22 protein-coding genes and 1 tRNA gene are annotated in these 17,760 nt (G+C 59.9%); 15 read left to right on the top strand and 8 right to left on the bottom strand.

Annotation, left to right across the window (positions count from 1 at the left end):
* Window positions 1–2: 2 nt before the first annotated feature.
* On the bottom strand, window positions 3–242 hold the full coding sequence (locus JK208_RS07765) for a hypothetical protein (RefSeq protein ID WP_211575336.1): 240 nt from the start codon (window positions 240–242) through the stop codon (window positions 3–5).
* A gap of 113 nt (window positions 243–355) precedes the next feature.
* On the opposite strand from JK208_RS07765, the gene JK208_RS07760 reads away from it, so the two are divergent.
* The 3 genes from JK208_RS07760 to JK208_RS07750 all read left to right on the top strand — a co-directional run bounded on the left by JK208_RS07760 (window position 356) and on the right by JK208_RS07750 (window position 4,587).
* The gene (locus JK208_RS07760) at window positions 356–1,429 is read left to right on the top strand and encodes a quinone-dependent dihydroorotate dehydrogenase (RefSeq protein WP_211575335.1); all 1,074 of its coding nucleotides are present in this window, start codon (window positions 356–358) and stop codon (window positions 1,427–1,429) included.
* Between the two features lie 146 nt (window positions 1,430–1,575).
* Window positions 1,576–4,008: a DUF3772 domain-containing protein gene (locus JK208_RS07755; RefSeq protein WP_211575334.1), complete on the top strand. Its 2,433-nt coding sequence runs from the start codon at window positions 1,576–1,578 to the stop codon at window positions 4,006–4,008.
* A 93-nt stretch (window positions 4,009–4,101) separates the two neighbouring features.
* Window positions 4,102–4,587 (top strand): hypothetical protein, encoded by a 486-nt coding sequence (locus tag JK208_RS07750; RefSeq protein ID WP_194262242.1) that lies wholly within the window; start codon window positions 4,102–4,104, stop codon window positions 4,585–4,587.
* Window positions 4,588–4,602: 15 nt separating this feature from the next.
* On the opposite strand, the gene ubiM is transcribed toward JK208_RS07750, so the two are convergent.
* Window positions 4,603–5,787, bottom strand: coding sequence for a 5-demethoxyubiquinol-8 5-hydroxylase UbiM (ubiM, locus tag JK208_RS07745; protein WP_211575332.1), 1,185 nt, complete (start codon window positions 5,785–5,787; stop codon window positions 4,603–4,605).
* Between the two features lie 4 nt (window positions 5,788–5,791).
* Window positions 5,792–6,394, bottom strand: coding sequence for a nitroreductase (locus JK208_RS07740; RefSeq protein ID WP_194267884.1), 603 nt, complete (start codon window positions 6,392–6,394; stop codon window positions 5,792–5,794).
* 211 nt (window positions 6,395–6,605) lie between these two features.
* Between JK208_RS07740 and hisB the strand changes: the two genes are divergently transcribed.
* From hisB to JK208_RS07685, 11 genes are all read left to right on the top strand, one after another.
* Window positions 6,606–7,202 (top strand): imidazoleglycerol-phosphate dehydratase HisB, encoded by a 597-nt coding sequence (hisB, locus tag JK208_RS07735; RefSeq protein ID WP_211575331.1) that lies wholly within the window; start codon window positions 6,606–6,608, stop codon window positions 7,200–7,202.
* Window positions 7,199–7,600, top strand: a complete 402-nt coding sequence (locus tag JK208_RS07730; protein WP_211575329.1) for a hypothetical protein — start codon at window positions 7,199–7,201, stop codon at window positions 7,598–7,600. The genes hisB and JK208_RS07730 overlap by 4 nt, the downstream gene beginning before the upstream one ends.
* Entirely contained in the window at window positions 7,585–8,223 is a 639-nt protein-coding gene (gene hisH / locus JK208_RS07725; RefSeq protein ID WP_211575328.1) for an imidazole glycerol phosphate synthase subunit HisH, read from the top strand. Before JK208_RS07730 ends, hisH begins: the two co-directional genes overlap by 16 nt.
* A complete protein-coding gene (gene hisA, locus JK208_RS07720; protein WP_211575326.1) occupies window positions 8,220–9,578 on the top strand; it encodes a 1-(5-phosphoribosyl)-5-[(5-phosphoribosylamino)methylideneamino]imidazole-4-carboxamide isomerase in 1,359 nt (452 codons plus the stop codon). The genes hisH and hisA overlap by 4 nt, the downstream gene beginning before the upstream one ends.
* Window positions 9,572–10,333, top strand: a complete 762-nt coding sequence (hisF, locus tag JK208_RS07715; RefSeq protein ID WP_211575323.1) for an imidazole glycerol phosphate synthase subunit HisF — start codon at window positions 9,572–9,574, stop codon at window positions 10,331–10,333. Before hisA ends, hisF begins: the two co-directional genes overlap by 7 nt.
* Before the next feature lie 4 nt (window positions 10,334–10,337).
* Entirely contained in the window at window positions 10,338–10,739 is a 402-nt protein-coding gene (locus tag JK208_RS07710; RefSeq protein WP_194262235.1) for a phosphoribosyl-ATP diphosphatase, read from the top strand.
* 14 nt (window positions 10,740–10,753) lie between these two features.
* Complete coding sequence (locus JK208_RS07705) at window positions 10,754–11,122, top strand: histidine triad nucleotide-binding protein (protein WP_211575321.1); 369 nt, start codon at window positions 10,754–10,756, stop codon at window positions 11,120–11,122.
* Window positions 11,123–11,170: 48 nt separating this feature from the next.
* Window positions 11,171–11,246, top strand: a tRNA-Glu gene (locus JK208_RS07700).
* A gap of 279 nt (window positions 11,247–11,525) precedes the next feature.
* Window positions 11,526–11,975, top strand: coding sequence for a Panacea domain-containing protein (locus tag JK208_RS07695; RefSeq protein ID WP_211575319.1), 450 nt, complete (start codon window positions 11,526–11,528; stop codon window positions 11,973–11,975).
* Entirely contained in the window at window positions 11,956–12,342 is a 387-nt protein-coding gene (locus tag JK208_RS07690; RefSeq protein WP_211575317.1) for a hypothetical protein, read from the top strand. The genes JK208_RS07695 and JK208_RS07690 overlap by 20 nt, the downstream gene beginning before the upstream one ends.
* An 808-nt stretch (window positions 12,343–13,150) precedes the next feature.
* Window positions 13,151–13,309, top strand: a complete 159-nt coding sequence (locus tag JK208_RS07685) for a hypothetical protein (RefSeq protein ID WP_211575316.1) — start codon at window positions 13,151–13,153, stop codon at window positions 13,307–13,309.
* Here JK208_RS07685 and JK208_RS07680 read toward each other — a convergent pair.
* The 5 genes from JK208_RS07680 to JK208_RS07660 all read right to left on the bottom strand — a co-directional run bounded on the left by JK208_RS07680 (window position 13,282) and on the right by JK208_RS07660 (window position 17,034).
* Complete coding sequence (locus JK208_RS07680; protein ID WP_211575314.1) at window positions 13,282–14,400, bottom strand: AAA family ATPase; 1,119 nt, start codon at window positions 14,398–14,400, stop codon at window positions 13,282–13,284. The two genes, JK208_RS07685 and JK208_RS07680, sit on opposite strands and share 28 nt — an antisense overlap.
* Before the next feature lies 1 nt (window position 14,401).
* Complete coding sequence (locus JK208_RS07675; RefSeq protein WP_211575312.1) at window positions 14,402–14,923, bottom strand: hypothetical protein; 522 nt, start codon at window positions 14,921–14,923, stop codon at window positions 14,402–14,404.
* Window positions 14,924–15,016: 93 nt separating this feature from the next.
* Window positions 15,017–15,208 (bottom strand): helix-turn-helix domain-containing protein, encoded by a 192-nt coding sequence (locus JK208_RS07670; protein WP_211575310.1) that lies wholly within the window; start codon window positions 15,206–15,208, stop codon window positions 15,017–15,019.
* A 105-nt stretch (window positions 15,209–15,313) separates the two neighbouring features.
* Window positions 15,314–15,703 (bottom strand): hypothetical protein, encoded by a 390-nt coding sequence (locus tag JK208_RS07665; protein ID WP_249202023.1) that lies wholly within the window; start codon window positions 15,701–15,703, stop codon window positions 15,314–15,316.
* A 5-nt stretch (window positions 15,704–15,708) separates the two neighbouring features.
* Entirely contained in the window at window positions 15,709–17,034 is a 1,326-nt protein-coding gene (locus JK208_RS07660; protein WP_211575304.1) for a site-specific integrase, read from the bottom strand.
* A gap of 288 nt (window positions 17,035–17,322) precedes the next feature.
* Here JK208_RS07660 and JK208_RS07655 point away from each other — a divergent pair, with 288 nt between their 5' ends.
* The gene (locus JK208_RS07655) at window positions 17,323–17,706 is read left to right on the top strand and encodes a DUF6538 domain-containing protein (RefSeq protein ID WP_211575303.1); all 384 of its coding nucleotides are present in this window, start codon (window positions 17,323–17,325) and stop codon (window positions 17,704–17,706) included.
* Window positions 17,707–17,760: the final 54 nt, after the last annotated feature.

The following is a 17,760-nucleotide window of genomic DNA, read 5'->3' as shown; positions in this document are numbered from 1 at the left end:
CCTCAGCCTGTTGGGCCGATTTCTTCACTATGCCGCTTCAAACCGTCCTGCGTAATCACGAAGCGCCCGTCATCACGCAGTTCGGACAAGCCCAGCCGCTCCAGCCGCTCCAGACAGGGCTGGTCTTTCAATCCGGTCGGGCGGCCCGTCGCGCCACAGAGCAGAAGCCGGTGCAGCGTCGAGCGGCAACACGTCTCAAGGTAAGGCTCGTCATAGGATTCAGAAGCAGGGGCATCGGACATGCATTCGCGTCTATCGTGTCCCTGCGTTACCGCCAAGATAAAACGCCACCAGACATCGCCCAAAGCTGTGAGGTGGATGCTTCACAGCACGGATTAGGGTATGGAAACGACTCATGATCGATCTCGGAACGCTCGTCACTCCTCTCCTGCACCGCTTCGACACCGAAACGGCGCATGAACTTGCCATTCACTCTCTCGCTCTTGGCCTCGGCGGTCAGGCGCCGAAAGACGTCCCGGCCCTCTCGACCCGTGTGCTCGGCCTGCGCTTTCCCAATCCGATCGGCCTGGCCGCCGGGTTCGACAAGGATGCCCGCGCCATTCGCCCGCTTGCAAAGCTGGGCTTCGGGCATATCGAGGCCGGAACCGTGACGCCCCGCCCCCAGCCCGGCAATCCGGGCCCGCGCCTGTTCCGGCTGGTCGAGGACGGCGCGATCATCAACCGCATGGGGTTCAATGGCTGCGGCGTGAACCGCTTCTGCCGACGTCTCGCCCGTCTGCACCGTCCGATGCCCAATGGCAGGACGCGCGGCCCGATCGTTCCGTTGGGCGTGAATATCGGCATCAACAAGACCGGTTCTGACCCGCTTCGGGATTATCCGGAACTCGTGGCCCGCGTGCGACCGTATGCCGACTACATCACGATGAATCTGTCCTCGCCCAATACGCCGGGCCTACGGGATCTTCAGTCGGCGGCGATGCTGAAAGAGCTTCTGGCAGCGATCAACACGCGCAACCCCGAACGACCGCCGCTTCTGGTCAAGCTCGCACCGGATCTGGATGACAGCTCCTACGAACCAATCCTTGAAGCAGCCATCGAAGGTGGTGCGCAGGGCCTGATCCTGACCAACACGACCATCGCCCGTCCCGGCAGCCTGCGCGATCCGGCAGCCCGCGAAACCGGCGGCCTGTCCGGGCGCCCTCTGGCGGCCCGTTCGCGGGATGTGCTGCGGATAGTCTCCGGACTGAACAAGGGCCGGCTGGCGCTGATTTCCTGCGGCGGCATTGAAACAGGCGAGGACATTCTGGCCCGCATCCGCATGGGCGCGGACATGGTGCAGATCTATTCCTCCTTCGTGCTTCAGGGCCCCGGCATCCTGAGCAGCATGAAACAGGAACTTCTGGACGCCATGCGTCGCGACGGCTTCGAGTCGATTGCGGACGCGCATGGAGTGGACTGGAAGGACTGATCCTCCGCAGCACTTTACGCCTCCCGGGCATCTTTTCTCTTTGGGGAAAGATGCCTTTTTCATATCCGTGTTCTCCGCCGCAATCGAACCCCTGTCCCTGCAAACCGTTGAAAACCCATCAAGACACTGAACGGAACATCCGACGCATGACCACACGGCCTGCCGCGCGCGCCTCTTCATCTCTTAAACAACAGCGGTCTGGAGCCGTTTGCGGACGTGTTCTGAGTGTTCTGTCCGTCGCTTTCACGCTGGTTTTTGCAGGACTGGTTCCTCCCGCTGCACGTGCTGCGCCTCAGGCCACAGCCCAAACGAACACGGCCCCTTCGAAGCCCATACTGAAAGGCATTGGAAACGACGCGCAGTCCGATCCCACCACATCCGGCCTTGGCTGGGCTGCGGTTTCCAGCACCATCGCTCACCAACTCGACGACAGCGCCACCACTCTGCGCCAGGTCTTCGCCGTTCTGAACCGCAAAGACGAAAATACGGGCAACAGCGAGCTCGACAGCCTGTCGTCCCGGATCCAGAAGGTCCAGCAGAACACGCAGGATGCCGTCACGCAGATCCAGTCCTACGACAACATCACCGAATCTTTTCTGAAGATCCTGGGCACCAGCGCGGCGGAAAATGAAGACCCGTCCGTCACGGCACAGCGGCAGCGGATGCAACAGAATGCGCAGTCCGTGAAATCGGCCCTGATCCGCGCCAGACTCTATAATCTTCAGGCCCAGCAGCTCAACACGGCCATCAACGCGCGCCGCACACAGCTTCAGCACGCGGCTCTGTCCGAACATACGGTGTCACCGCTGGCTCCGCGCTTCTGGAACACGCTCCTGACCGAGCGCGCCGAAAACCACTCTTCGTTTCATGAAGGCGGCGTTCTGGCGAACTGGCTCCACCTTCTGATCGGCTGCGCGATCACTTTCGCGGTCATCGGCCTCAGTTCTCCTTTGATCCTGCGTCTTCTCAAGCGCTGTGGCGCCCATTTCCGGCCCGCTACCGAAGACAGCGTGAAAGAGGCGCTCTCCGCCAGCGTCATTGCCATTACGCTGAACGGTGCGCTGGAAGCCTTGATCGCTACCCTGACATGGTTCATCTGGGCTGCGGCAGCCCTGCCTGATGGCGGCGGCCCGATTGGTGCGATCATCGGCGAGACCGTTCCTGTCTGCGGCTTCATTATTGGCGCCGGTCTGCCAGTGTTCGGACGGAGCGGCGTTCTGGCGCAGGGCAATCCCGGAGAGCGCAAGGCGCTTCGGGGTGTGGACTGGATTCTAGCGATCAGCATTCTTCTTCTGGATCTGCTGCGTGCGTTTCAGGCTCAGGATGCTTTTGGGCAGACGCTTCAGATCCTGCTGGAAATCGCGTTCTCCATCGCCATTGGCCTGTGTGCCGTGGATACGTTCCGCCGACTGGGCAACCAGAACGATACGCGCGGCTTTGCGCCGTCTGCGCTGGGTGTGTCCAGCTTGCTTCTGACTGTCACGGTCATTTCCATCCTGCTGGGCTATGTGGCCTTCGCCTTCACGCTCAATGGCTGGCTGCTCTCGCTGGGCACGGGCGTGGCCATCGTGGCACTTCTGGGTCTGTGCTGGCGCGATGTTCTGGAGCGGCTGTTTTCGGAAGGCAGTTTCTTCAGCCTCCGCCTGATGCAGCTTGGCCTTCCCCAGCCCCGCCTGTCGCAGATCGGAGTGATCCTCTCCGGGCTTGGAAATATCCTACTGCTTCTGCTGCTGTTTTCCATTGCCCAGACAGATGGCAGCTTCAGCGTCACGGATATCACCACACGCCTCTGGCTGCTGTTCGTCGGCAACACCATTCACGGCGTGAAGATTTCTCTCGATACGGTCGTCCTGGTCATCGTGCTGGCCGTGGTCGCCTATTACGCCATCCGCCAGACCCGAAGCTGGATCAGGGACCGGTTTTTCCCGACCACCCGCCTCGACATCGGCAGCCGGACGTCGATCCTCAGCATTTTCACCTATTGCTCGTGGATCCTCGTCGGCCTCGGCATTCTCTCCATCGCCGGGGTGTCCGTGCAGAACCTGACCTGGGTGGTCAGCGCTCTCTCGGTCGGTATCGGTTTTGGCCTGCAATCCATCGTGCAGAACTTCGTCTCCGGCGTTATTCTTATGGCCGAGCGGCCAGTGCGCGTTGGAGACATGGTCGAAATCGCCGGTACACGGGGCGATATCAAGCGCATCAGCATCCGCGCGACCGATATTGGGTTGAGCGACGGTTCGACCATGATCGTTCCGAATTCACAGTTCATCACCACAAGCGTCAAAAACGCCACGCTGAGCGGTGCGACGGGCACCCTGACCCTGACATTTCAGGTTCCGGTGGCGACCCATCCGGAAAAAGCAAAATCCATGCTGCTGGAAGTTGCCGCACATCGCGACGATGTCCTCGCAACACCCGCCCCCAAAGTCCGCGTCAGTGCCATTACCGCAGACAGCCTGACTGTGACCCTGAGTGTCGCCCTTACTTCCGCGCGCGACGCCAGCAGCGTGCAGGACGCCATTCTCTTTGACGTCTTCCGCCGGTTCCGCTCCGAAGGCATCGCCATCACGACAGCCTGATCAAAAATAAGGAGTGGGACTCCGGGAAATGCTCGATTTCCGAACGGACTGACCATAATGTCAGTCCGTCCAGAGAAATCAGGATTCAGACCAATGCCGTCTCCGACACATATTCCCGGTGAAAAGTCAGGCGGACAGGTCTTTCATCTGCCTGTGCGCTCAAAAACGCTCTCAAGAGCGGAAGCAGCAGCACATCTCGCGCTACCTGAACGCAGGATGAAACTGCTGTCCCTCCTCGGCACGGGGCCTGCACATACGCAGGGCCCGGATGGCAAAATCGCGTATCGCCGCGAAGATCTGGAACTCTATCTTACGGCCCTGCACGAAAAAGCCGATATATCCGGGACGGAAATGGCTCGCCGCCGGGCACAGGCGGCACCCAGCCGTCAGCGGGCCCTAGAACTCGTGCAGATCAACAGCAAAACCGGCTTTCCCGATCCAGACCCGTTCATGATGCTGGCTACCGGCGCGGATGCCCGTCATCATGCCTGCTTTTTTATTATCAAGGTCATGGCGCTGTTCGGGTTGATCATGCTCTGCATTTCGTCAACACCGCTGCTGCGAGCACATTTTAACTGAAAAATGGTCAGGGCCTCAGCCCTGACGATCCATCAGCATATTTGTCACGGCTGCCTTGAAGGGCAGAAGCCGGTTGGCTACCGCCAGCCCGGCCCGACGCGCCATCAGGAACGGAGCTTCGTCACGGGTATAGACGGTCGCAATGGCATTGGTGGCCGCAAAGAGCGGCGCCGTCGCCAGACGGTGCGTCCGTTCAAAACGCGACAGAACGGACGGATCACCCGCATCACCCGGACCATCTGCAATCGCCTTGGCCAGAACTTCCTGTCCCTTGAGGCCAAGATTGAACCCGTGCGCCGTAATCGGATGCATTCCCACCGCGGCATCCCCGATCAGGGCCAAACGCGGCGCCTGAAAGCGATGGGCGTAAACGGCCTTGAGGGGATAGACGCAACGCGCGCTCTCCAGCGTCATCGGCCCCATACGGCCCTGCGTGCGGGCGGTGATATCCTCGCTGAACACCTTCCCATCCAGCGCCTTGAGACGCGCGATCTCGTCAGGCTCCAACGTCAGAACCAGCGATGAACAGGACCCCGGACGATCATCCGCTGCGACCGGAAGCAGAGCAATCGTCTGCCCTTCATCGAACCATTGAAGCGCCGTATTGGCATGCGGCTCGGGATGCCGCATCCGGCAGACCATGATGTTCCGCTGGAAATCGTGAACGATCGCCCCGATCCCGGCTTCGGTCCGCAGGCGTGAAAAACGCCCATCCGCCGCCACGAGCAGATCGGCCTCAAGACGCTCGCCATTGGCCAGAATGACGCCTGCCGACCGCGTATCGTGCCACGAACTGGCAATGCCTTCCCCGGCTTTGAGGTCTATACCCGGCGTTCTCGAAACCACGCGATAAAGCGCCCGGCGGATCAGATGATTCGCCACCATATGCCCCAGCGCATCAGGGCCATCGGCGGGTGCATCAAAGAGAAGTGGCGGATTTCCAGTCTTCCCGGTCTCAATCCGGGCCGTATACATCGGACAGATGCTACCGGCGGGGATCTCGTCCCACGCACCGACAGCTTTTAGCCATTCCGATGCATGATGTGTCAGCGCGATTTCCCGCCCATCAAAAGGCGGATCGGCCAGCACATCCGCAGAGGACCGCTCGACAAGGCAGACCTTACGTCCGTCCCGCGCAAACGAAATGGCAGCAGCCAACCCGACCGGACCACCACCCGCGATGATAACGTCGTAACGCATCTGTTCAGCCGGCATCCGCGGCGAACTTGATGGCATCGCCCTTCCAGACCGCCATGTAATCGTCGATTTCGGGACGCTTGCGCTCATCCGAATGCTTTGCGGGCGTTCCGACGAACAGGAAACCTGCCAGACGATGCGGCTCGGGTAGCCCCAGAGCCGTCAGCAGAATACGGTCTTCGCAGAACGGCCCCGTCACCCACATACCGCCGAAACCCGATGCGTGCAGCGCATTCAGAACATTCATCGCTCCTGCCGCCACAGCCATTTCCTGTTCGATGACCGGGATTTTTCCTTCAGGCTTAAGATGCATCCCGAGTGCGATGATCATTGGCATGTTGGAAAAGCGATGATGACGCTTGGTCTTTTTGGCTTCAGGCGCATCGGGCTCCTGCCGTCCCATCGCTTCCACCACGAGATCGGCGAAGGCCTCGCGATGCTTGCCCTTGATCACCGTATAGCGCCAGGGCCGCATTTTCCCGTGATCTGGCGCCCGCAGGCCAGCAGAGAGAATGGTGCGGAGATCATCCCCCTTCGGCGGAGGCTCGACGAGATGGTCCGTCGAGGCGCGGGAGAGAAGGACGTCGAGGGGGGAATGATGATGTGCCATAATCCAGAAATATGGGCCTATCTCTCCTCCTCGCCAAGGGCAATTTCCTGACACGGTCCACTTCAAGGAAACGTGACGTGCTTTCGCACGGTTTCCTCCGGGAACACGCTTTCCCCGCTCCGGCTTTTTCTTTCTGCAAACGGACGGATTTTGTACGCATCTTAGCCGGATAGCGTGGAAATCCGCGCCATGCTGGTGTAGCAGAGAGGTCATGAACGACATCCGCCACGCCAGCCTGCATCGCGCCACCAGCGAAACCGACATCACCCTTGCCCTCACACTCGACGGCGAAGGCCGTTCCAACGTGGACAGCGGCATTGGCTTTTTCGATCACATGCTGACGGCGCTGGCCAAACATGGCGGCTTCAACCTTGACCTGAAGGCCAAGGGAGACCTGCATATCGACGGGCATCATACCGTCGAGGATGTCGGCATCGTTTTCGGACAGGCCTTTCGTCAGGCCATCGGAGACAAGCGTGGGATTGAACGTTTCGGTCATGCGCTTGTGCCGCTGGACGAAGCCTTGTGCGAAGCCGTGGTGGATATTTCCGGCCGTCCTTATCTCGCGTGGAATGTCGTCTTCCCACGCGAAAAGATCGGCACGATGGACACGGAACTGTTCGAAGAGTTTTTCCGCGCCTTCGCCATGTCCGCCCATATCGCCCTGCATCTGACCTGCAAGGCCGGAACCAATGCCCACCATATCGCCGAAAGCGGCTTCAAGGCCGTTGCCCGCGCGCTGAAAGTTGCCGTTTCACATGATCCGCGCTCGGCCGGTGCCATCCCTTCCACCAAAGGCGTGCTGTGAAGCTCTATATTCCCTGCACGAAGCCTGATGCCTCCGGCCCGCAGATCCCCGTGATGGTGCAGGACGGCTTTTCATGGCGCGTCCTGTTTTTCGGCTGGTTTGGCCTGCTGACCTATGGCGCATGGATTTCCGCCCTTCTGGCTGCCGCCGTCACCATGATCGTGCTGCATGTCCTGAAAGGATTCTGGCCCCGGCTTGATCTGGTCGTAGCCATTCACGCCGTCCTCGCCAGCTTTACGGCTGAGATCCGGCTGTGGGAACAGCGCCTGAACGGCCGCATTCCCGGCACGCCCATCGCCGCACCCAGTCGGGACATCGCGCTCCTGCGCTGGATGGACCAGCAGCAATACACCCTTTCCTACGGCACATCCCCGGAGTTTCCATGCGCGTCGTCGTAATTGACTACAATGGCGGAAATCTCGCCTCGGCCGCACAGGCAGCCCGCAAGGCCGCGACACGCAAGGGGATCGAAGCCGACGTCGTCATTTCCCGCGACGCAGACGATATCCTCACCGCAGACCGTCTGATCCTCCCCGGTCAGGGCGCATTCGCGGATTGCGCGCAAGGCCTTGGCCCCGAACTGCGCGCCATGCTTGAAACCGCAACTTCCAATGGCACGCCGTTTCTCGGCATCTGCGTCGGCATGCAGCTCATGAGCGAATACGGCCTTGAACATGGCCGGACCGAGGGGCTGGGCTGGATCTCTGGCAATATCCGGCGCATGGATGAAGCCGCCAGTGCCGGTCTGCGTCTGCCCCATATGGGCTGGAACACGTTGGATTTCACACCCGGCGCACATCTGCTGACGGACGGCCTCACACCCGGCAATCATGGATATTTTGTTCATTCCTATGCCCTGCATGACGGCGCGGACAGCGATCTGGTCGCCACAGCACAATACGGCACGCAGGTTCCGGCCATCGTCGCCCGTGGAAACCGCTGCGGCACGCAGTTCCACGTCGAAAAAAGCCAGGATGTCGGCCTGACCATCCTCGGCAACTTCCTGCGGTGGACTTCATGACGATCACCTGCGAACGGGTCGTTTCGTCGCTGTCGCCTGAAGATTTGGACGCCCTGATCGAGGCCACATCGGCGGGTATCCTGGACGGTGGCGGCTTCGGCTGGCTCCAGCCTCCCGGCCATCAGGCATTGGCGCGTTATTTCGAGGGCCTGCTGCTTGTGCCGGAACGCAGCCTGTATGTCGTGCGTGACAATGGCACGATCTGCGGGGCGGGCCAGCTTGTCCGCCCGCCTGCAAGCTATGAAGCCCACGCAGCAACCGCCAACCTGACCGGCTTTTTCGTGGCGCCCTATGCCCGAGGCCGCGGTCTGGGACGCGCGCTTCTGGAAGCCATGCTCAAGGGCGCAAAGGCCATTGGCTGCAAGGTTGTAAACTGCGACATCCGCGAAACGCATGTCGCCGCTATCGGGCTGTTCCGGTCATTCGAGTTCGAACACTGGGGCACGCATCCTTATTATGCACGGATCGGAGGGCAGACGGTGCGCGGACTTTTTCTCTCAAAACTTCTGGCAAACGAGAACGAGGCCGCCCGCTGGCAGTCCAGCATCGCCATGCCTGACGCCGGCAGTTCCGCCTCCGGTGCGGCACCCGAGCCCGTAACCCGGACTGCGACACACGGCCTGACGCTCTACCCTGCCATCGACCTCAAGGACGGTGCCTGCGTCCGCCTGCGTCGCGGCGAAATGGAAGACGCCACCCATTACTCTGACGATCCCGGTGCCCAGGCCCGCATGTTCGCCGAAGCCGGATGCCATCACATCCATGTCGTGGACCTGAATGGTGCTTTTGCAGGCCGTTCGACCAATATTCCGGCGATCGAATCCATCGTAAAGGCCACCAGCCTTCCCGTACAGCTCGGCGGCGGAATCCGAGACATGGCGGCCATTGAACGCTGGCTCGAAGCCGGTGTCTCACGCGTCATTCTGGGTTCCGTGGCCGTCAAGGACCCTGAACTTGTGCGTCAGGCCGCCCGTGCCTTCCCGGGCCGTATCGTTGCTGGCATCGACGCCCGACAGGGACGCGTCGCCACCGAAGGCTGGGCCGAAGTATCGGAACTGGAAGCCAACGATCTGGCCCTGCGTATGGAAGATGCCGGCGTCGCCGCCGTGATCTTCACCGAAATTACCCGTGACGGCATGCTGGCCGGACTCGACCTCGAACAGACCGCGGATATGGCGCGCCGCCTGTCCATTCCGGTCATCGCCAGCGGCGGTGTCGGGACTCTGGAGCATCTCAAAGCCCTGCGCGACGTCGCCCGCGACGTTCCGGGCATTTCCGGCGCGATCGTCGGACGCGCGCTTTACGACGGCCGTATCGCGCTCAAAGATGCACTGGACGTCCTCGGATCATGCTGAAACTCCGCGTCATCCCCTGTCTGGACGTCAAGGACGGTCGCGTCGTCAAAGGGGTAAACTTCGTTTCCCTGCGCGACGCAGGCGACCCGGTCGAACAGGCCAAACTTTACGACGCTGCCGGTGCCGACGAACTTACCTTTCTGGACATCACTGCCAGCGTTGAAAACCGGGACACCATTCTCGACGTCGTTCGCCGCACGGCCGAAGCCATCTGCCTGCCCCTGACCGTGGGCGGTGGTGTCCGCACCTGCGAAGACATGCGCCGTCTGCTGCTCGCCGGTGCCGACAAATGCGCCGTCAACTCGGCTGCTATCAAAAACCCGGACCTGATCCGTGAGGCCTCTGAACGTTTCGGTAGTCAGTGCATCGTCGTTGCCATCGATGCGCGCTCCAATGGCCAGGGTGGATGGGAAGTCTATGCCAAGGGCGGCCGCGAACCCACAGGTCTGGATGTCGTGGAATGGGCACGGAAAATGCAGGATCTCGGCGCAGGTGAAATCCTGCTCACCAGCATGGACCGCGACGGCACCCGCTCAGGTTTTGACCTCGATCTGCTGCGCGCGGTCTGCAACGCCGTGACTGTTCCGGTTGTTGCCTCGGGCGGCGTGGGCGAATTACAGCATTTCGTGGAGGGCGCGGAAGTTGGCGCAAGTGGCCTTCTGGCGGCAAGTGTGTTCCACTTCGGCCAGTTCCGCATCGATGAAGTCAAGAACGCGCTGAACAAGGCCGGTCTGCCGGTCAGGCTTGGAGAGTAAGATCATGGGTAAACCCGCCACCAAACCGGCTCCGAAGCCCTCAAAACAGCAGGATGACAAGAAATCCGACCTCCTGCAGGAACAGATTCTCCAGCGCCTGTATGACACGGTCCAGTCCCGTCGCGGTACCGACCCGTCTCTCAGCCATTCCGCACGCCTGATGTCCCGCGGCCGCAACAAAATCGCCCAGAAATTTGGTGAGGAAGCGGTCGAATGTCTGATTGAAGCCGTCAATGGTAACCGCAAGGAACTGATCGGCGAAAGCGCGGACGTTCTGTACCACCTGATCGTCATGTGGGTGGACGCCGGCGTCTCTCCTGAAGACGTCTGGACGGAACTCAAGCGCCGCGAAGGCACCAGCGGCATCGCAGAAAAAGCTGCCCGCCCCAAGGAAAAGATCGGCTGAACAGGAGCCTGCCCATGGCATACGATCCCAACAACATCTTCGCCCGCATCCTGCGTAAGGAAATCCCCTCACGCACGGTCTATGAAGATGATTTCGTGCTCGCCTTTCACGATATCGCCCCTCAGGCGCCGATTCACGTTCTGATCATCCCCAAAGGTCCTTACGTCTCCATCGCAGATTTTGGCGCAACAGCCTCTCCAGAGGAAATCACAGGCTTCTGGCGCGCAGTTTCAAAAATTGCCGAAGACGAAGGCCTGACCCAAGAAGGCTTCCGCCTCATCAGCAATTCCGGGCCTAATTCCGGACAGGAAGTCCCCCATTTCCATGTTCATCTGTTCGGCGGGAAAAGCCTCGGCCCTCTGCTGACACAAAAAACCTCCTAAATAACGCTTGCAAAGATCCGAAGGGCACCCTATTAAGCCCTTCGCCTCGTCCCATTCGTCTAGAGGCCTAGGACACTGCCCTCTCACGGCGGCAACAGGGGTTCGAATCCCCTATGGGACGCCAATCTTTTCAATGCCTTAGCGACATTCTCCGAAGCGAAAAACGGTTTGTAGGGTAACAAATCGGGAGTAAGCGGGTTGAGAAACCTCGTCGCTTGTGGGCTTTTAATCTTTTTATGATCTTCAGATTGTAAAATGAATTTGGTGCAGTCATATTTAAGATGACAACCGAACTGAAAAGCCTGCACGGCCTTCTTGTTCTTTTTTTGTGCCAACCCTAGCTGGAGGAATTGACCATGTTAATCGTGCTCAATGTTACCCCTCACCGGAGAGGAGTGGCACAATGACGATTAGCTCGATGGCTGCGGCAAAACGAGTTTGCGAACGTAGTGGCTGGAATATAACCAACCTAAAGCTACAAAAAATCCTCTATATGGCGCACCTAGCTTATATGGGTGAACACAACGGCCAGCACTTGATTGATGGGCGTTTCGAAGCTTGGGATTATGGCCCGGTTGAGCCCTGCGTGTATCGTCGGGTGTCACTCTTCGGTCGCAGCTCAATCCAAGACATTTTTGGTTATGTCGAGGACATAGAGGGCACCCCGGAAGCCGCTGCACTTGATGAATATGTGGATGCTTTGCTTGCCTATTCACCGTCTGAACTGGTGTCGATGACACACTGGGAAAACGGAGCTTGGGCTAAGCACTATGTTCCGGGTGTCCGAGGGATAGAAATTCCTCAAGACGATATTCTTGAGGAATACCGTGCACGTGTCCACGCAGACACCTAACTCTACGAGTCCGGCAGGCGCCCCCTTAAGCACCTCCGCTTCACCTCCGGCACCTTCCAAGGTGTTTCAAGTTGGCGCAAAGCCTCCAGCCCCAAAACTGGCGGATACCTCCGTCAGTCTGGAAGAGCGCCTTGAAAAAGAGATCGCTGATAGAAAAAAGGAGCGGTTTCTTTGGATTTGTGGCTTGGGAGTATTTGCGCAGCCTTTAATTTATAAAACGTGTGATGAAAGCTTCATCGTCTATTCCGCCACGTTTCTCATTGAAATCGGTGGTCTGATAGCTGCCGCTGAGATGTGCGGTATCCAAAAAGTAGCCAAGTTCTTCAGCGAAGTCGGAAAATGGTGGATGAAGCGGAAAGGCGGATAATTCGCACTGCTTGCTTCAGAGCCACTGTGTTCAAAAGCCAGCCCCACTTGTGAAAAGAAATTCCTGCCTAGATCGAACTCCAAGCCCTCCGGGGGGTAGGGTATGCCGGTCCCCGCCTGTCAGCGTGCAATCATTCCTTGAAGCACCCGGAAAAATCCCAGCCAAAATTCCCACAGACTTTTTTGCGTTTTGGCAATCAGACAGAAAACCCATCCCGTCGCCCTCGCAAATTGTCACGCCGTCTAAAAAGCAAAACGACAATTCTGCCAAAATACAAGCGGGGCCACGAAAAGCAGATCAAACAGGCGGACGGACACATGGACGGACACACCCCCCGGAATAAAGGGAGGGGGGCGGGTCCTGTCCTAATGTCCGACACCCGCCGTCTGCGCTTTCGCTGTGACGTGTCGGACAAAACGACATTCCTGCCAAAACGACAAATACGCCAAATCCTAGACGACACGCATTTGCCTTCGGATAGTGCCGGAGATTTTCCCCGCCTGTTGTTTTGATCGTTTTGTCAGTTTTGTCGTCTGTCACGAAACGGCACGACATGGCGTGCCCCAGAGATCGGAAGTGATGGCGTGCATGTGATGGAGACGCGCCGCCGCCGCGCCCGCCCAAAAACAGGCGGGGCCACGGCACGCCATGTCGTCGCAATGGCTTTTGGCAGAATGGATGGAATAAATGGTATGTTATAACGTTACATGCTATGCGTCGTGGCGCATTGCATGTAGCCCGGAACTGCCGTTGCTTCTGGCGTCGGAATAGACCGGGCGGGGCTTCGCCGGGGCGTTGGCATGAGCACTTGTCGGGCAGCTTCCTTGTGGGCTTGTCTGGCATGGTTGACGTTCTGGCGTTGCGGGCGTGGCGTGTGACTCCCGAAAGCCAGTCACGCGCCACGCGCGCGCGGGCGAGAATGGCGGCCATGCCTTCCCATCAGGCGTTGCCGACAAGCGCCAGATAAGCCCCATCCGTGCCCCACAACGTCAGGCGTCCGGCCTCGGTCGCGCTTTTGAGCGCCCGTTCCCATGCTTTGCGCCCGGCGTCCCGCGATACCGGCGGGCGTTCGATCTCAAAGGCTTCCCGCACGCGGCACACGGGCGCGGCGGTCATTCCCGGAGGCGGGGGCACGCTACCCGGCAAGAACCGCATCCCGATTTCATCAAGCCCCGCCACAATCCGCGCTATGGCGTCCGCAGGCTTCTCCCGGCGAGGCTTCTCCGCTTTTACGCTGCCCCCATCAGGCGATCCCGAAGGCGGGGCCGTGTCATCGGGCAATGCCGCGAACATGCCTCCGTCCTCCGTGGGATGGAGCGCGAACGCCACCGCGTCACCTTCCGGCGCCCGGCGGGATTTCGTCAGCACAACCTTGCCTCGCAGGGGCGCGGCTCTGTGGCCTTTTGCCCTATCGCGCTCCACGGAAAGCACCACGTCCGCTTGTCCTGTAAAGGCGTTGCTCCCGCGTATCTCTCTGCCCCCAGCCTTGCCGGGATGCGCCAGCACCAGAACGAAGCAACCCATCGCCTCCCCGAGTGCTGCAAGCCCTTTCATGACGCGGGCCGCCTCCGAAGCGTCGTTCTCATTGGCGAAGCTGAAAGCGGAAGTCAGCGTGTCCACCACCACCAGGCGCGGGACCACGTTTCTGGCTTCCATCTTCCGCCGGAGGTCCGCCCCTATTGCTCGCAGATCGTCAACGGCCTTGGGGAGTCCACAGGAAGCCCGTAGGATCGGGGTGTTGTCGGGCCGCATATTGTGACCATCCGAACGCCGCAAGCCTTCCAGCGCCCATTCTAGGCGCTCTGCGAAGGTGTCTGCCGCCTCACCCAAGAGCATGGCGGTGCCGCCCGTAAGATGAACCTCACGGCCAAGGAACGGCACACGGGAGGCGACACAGCACACCAGCCGCATGGCTAGGAAGGACTTGCCTGCCCCGGAACGGCCTAGCATCAGGCCGACCCCACGAGCGGGGATAAGTCCTTCCACGAGCCACTCAACGGCCTCCGTCGTCTGTTCTTCGCCGGGCCAGAGGAAGCGGAGGCCGCCGATTTCGGGCATGTTAGAACGCCTGCCCCTCAAGCATACCGGAAACTATTTTCAACGCCCCCGGCGCAATGGGCGCGCACGGCGACGACGGAGACGGGTATTTCGCCCGGTAGAGAAGACACAGGCTTTCCGCGTATTCGACCGCTTCCGCACGAGATAGAATATCTTTGCCGTTCCGGTGGCCTTTTTGGCGAAGTAACTCGGGAAGATCGATAGCGCGGGCGTTAGGCTCGCCATTGTGGCCCACGTTAAACCACAACAGGGGCTCGATCAGGCAACGTGCGTCGGTGCCCCCGAGATGATTCTTATAACCGGTGTTGAACCGCCCATAGGCGATATATCGGCTTTCAGGTGAAAACTCCCGATTGTCGAGATAGAAGTTAGGCTTTCCCGTCCGCGGGTCCGTAGCGGCGAGATCACGGCAAAGCGCGATGAGACCGTCCAGATTTGGGAGGATGTCGGGCGAAGGTTTCCAAGGTCCGACTTCGCAACGTGGAACGGCTGGCACATGATGGCCGTTTTTTGATATAGGCATGAGTATGGCTTTCGCTTGAACCCGCCTGCGTGCTGTTTGGCGACAAAAGCGCGGGCGGGTTTTCGTTTGTCAGGCAGGTAGCGGCACGCGCGATCACGTGGCGACGGAGGGCGGCACCTGTTCCAAACTGTCGAGAAACGCCCGGAGGCTTTCGGAACGGATCACGGTGCGCCGCCCAAACTTGTGGGCGACAAGGCGGCCCTCACGGATGGCGGCATAGATGCGGGAGCGACCTATGGCGGTCATTTCGGCAACTTCTTCGATGGAATATGCAAGCGGGGTCATGGCTGTTTCCTTTACGGATCAACCCCGTCCGTTAATGGATCAGGGACGTGCATTTGTTGCCACGCATGATCCCGTTGGAACGACCCCTCAAAAATCGGGCAGGGTTTATTTCTGCTCCCGCTCGGCCCGCTCAATTTCCTGAATAATGCGCACATGCTCCCACACGCCCGGCGGTAGACGAGAGCGGCGGTTTTCGATGTATTTTTCTCTGCCGCCGTTGGGGTTCTCATCCCAAAGCAAGCCGAGAAGAAATGAAATGGACCTGTCCGGGTGCTTTCGGGCCAGTTCAAATAAACGCGGGCAGTCAGGCCATTCATTCGGACGGCCTTGCTTCTTACGCTCCTTCGGGGGTTTAGCAGCTATGCCCGGAAAGCCCAGCAATGTGGCACCAGCGAAATAAGAAGGTTTTTTCCTGCCTCGTCCCCCAATGAACTTTCCGTTCCGATACTCGGACAGCTTTGCCAGTGGAGCAAAGAACGAGGGAAAGTGCGGCATCCCGCTCACCGTCCAGCCCCTTGCACCTTCCGCACGGAAAGCGGGGTGACGTTGCTGCCCCCGCCGATGCCGAGCGTTGGCATGTTGCGCCGGATCGTTTCCGACACAAAGGACGGCGCAAAATGGGCGTAGTGCTTTTCGGTCATGCGCGTATCTGCGTGGCCTAGCTGTTCCGCAATGACGGCCATCGGCGTTCCGGCCATTGCAAGCAACGTCGCATGGGTGTGACGTAACGCATGGAAGTTCGCGGCCTTGTCGATCCCGGCGCGGCCAAGGGCATCTTTCAGCGGGCGTTGCTGGTGCGACTTGCCCCACGGCTTGCCGTCTGCCCGCAGGAACACGCGATCCCCGCTGGGCCGTCCGGCACACAACGCCTCAAAGACGGCAAAGCCTTCATCGGTCAACGTCACATGGCGCGGCTTGCCACCCTTGCTCTCCCGCACAAGAACCGTTCCGGCGTCCCTGTTGAAGTCCCCGACCGTTGCCGTTGCGAGTTCCCCATACCGGCAGCCGGTGAGCAACGCACCGCGCACCAGTTCCCGAAAGTCAGGCGGGCAGGCGTTCACCAGCCGGGCGGCTTCCTCGGCGGTGAGATAGACCAGCTTCGCTGCATCCACGGCACGGAACGGCTTGACGGCAGCCCATGCGTCATCGCCGGTCACATGGCCTTCATGTCTCGCATGGTTCAGTGCGGCCTTGAGAATGGTCAGGATGCGGTTTGCCGTGGAGCGCCGGGCACGCCATGCCTCCGTGTCCCCGGCTTCCGGCAAGGGCAGCACGTTTCGACTTGTCGCGCCCTTCCCCGTCCGCAAGCGCCGCGCCTCTTTCGTCAGGCCCTCATGCCATGCCCGGAGGCGTCTTGCGGTCAGCTTCCGAATATCGGCATCGCCAAGACTGGGCAGGATATGCGTCTCCGCCTGTTGCCGGTCGCGCACAACGCCCTTCGATCCCCTCCGCTCTCTGGCTGCCAGATAGTCCCGCACCGCATCAGAAACGAGATACGCGCCTCTGTGGGCGGGTTCATGCCCCATCGCCCGGCGCTGTTCGTCCTGCCACCACTGGCGGGCTTTGGTCTGGGCGTGGCTGAACGAAAGCACCGCTTCGCCGTCCGCGTCCTGCACGTCATCCGCCTGCCCCGGTAGCTGGTGCTTCCTGTAGCGGCGGCTTTCATCATCCCACCGGCGGACCAGCCACGAACCGCACCGCTGATTGCGCCGATAGCCAAGCGCCAGCCCGGTATCGAGCATCTTCCAATGAGGTTCTTTCTGCACGGCGAGACGCTGCCGGGCGGTGCGGTTTTCAAGGGCGGCGTCTTTGACGGTGCGAGCCATGAGCAAAGCCTTAGGAGGGTAACAAATCGGGAGTATATGGGGCCGTTCGGTGACGGTTGCCTCCGTGCATATACGCCCTATCTAACTGATACACAAAGCATAAATGCACGCCGCCAAACGCCCCGGAACCCCACGTTTTGTCCCTCTCACGGCGGCAACAGGGGTTCGAATCCCCTATGGGACACCATGACTCTAAGTCATTGATTTTTCAGACAATTTTTTGCAGGTTTTCTGGCGTGTGGCACATAACCGTGGCACATGGGACGACACTGCGTGGCAACGCCTTACATGACCCGCCGGGGCTCCGGTTGGTATCTGAAAATCCGTATCCAGTCCGACATCCGCCCCATCCTGGGTGAGCATCTTGTCCGTTCGCTCCGCACCAGCGATAAATCCACCGCCCAAGCCCGCGCGCTGGGGATGGCCGCATCACTGGACGGGATATTTATGAGCATCAGACGCCAGGCTCTTGAACTGATTACAGGCGTGAAGGACGACAAGAGGCCATTGTCGGAACTCCGGCAGTTCTTGCAGGACCACGCGGACGAGCTGGTGAAACAGCCGACTTCATTCACCGAGCCTTTCATTCGCAGCCTGCGCCGTATTGGAGGGCTTGAGGCGACCAAGAATCGCCAGGACCAGTTTTGGCTAGGCTCAGGACTCATTCTTTGAGGTAGAAGATGACGCTTGCTGCGATGTGGATTGCGGACATGAATGTATGAGCGC

The organism is Gluconobacter sp. Dm-74, from assembly GCF_018256135.1.
GTDB classification, from domain to species: Bacteria; Pseudomonadota; Alphaproteobacteria; order Acetobacterales; family Acetobacteraceae; genus Gluconobacter; species Gluconobacter cadivus.
This window is presented reverse-complemented; position numbering and strand designations above follow the sequence as displayed.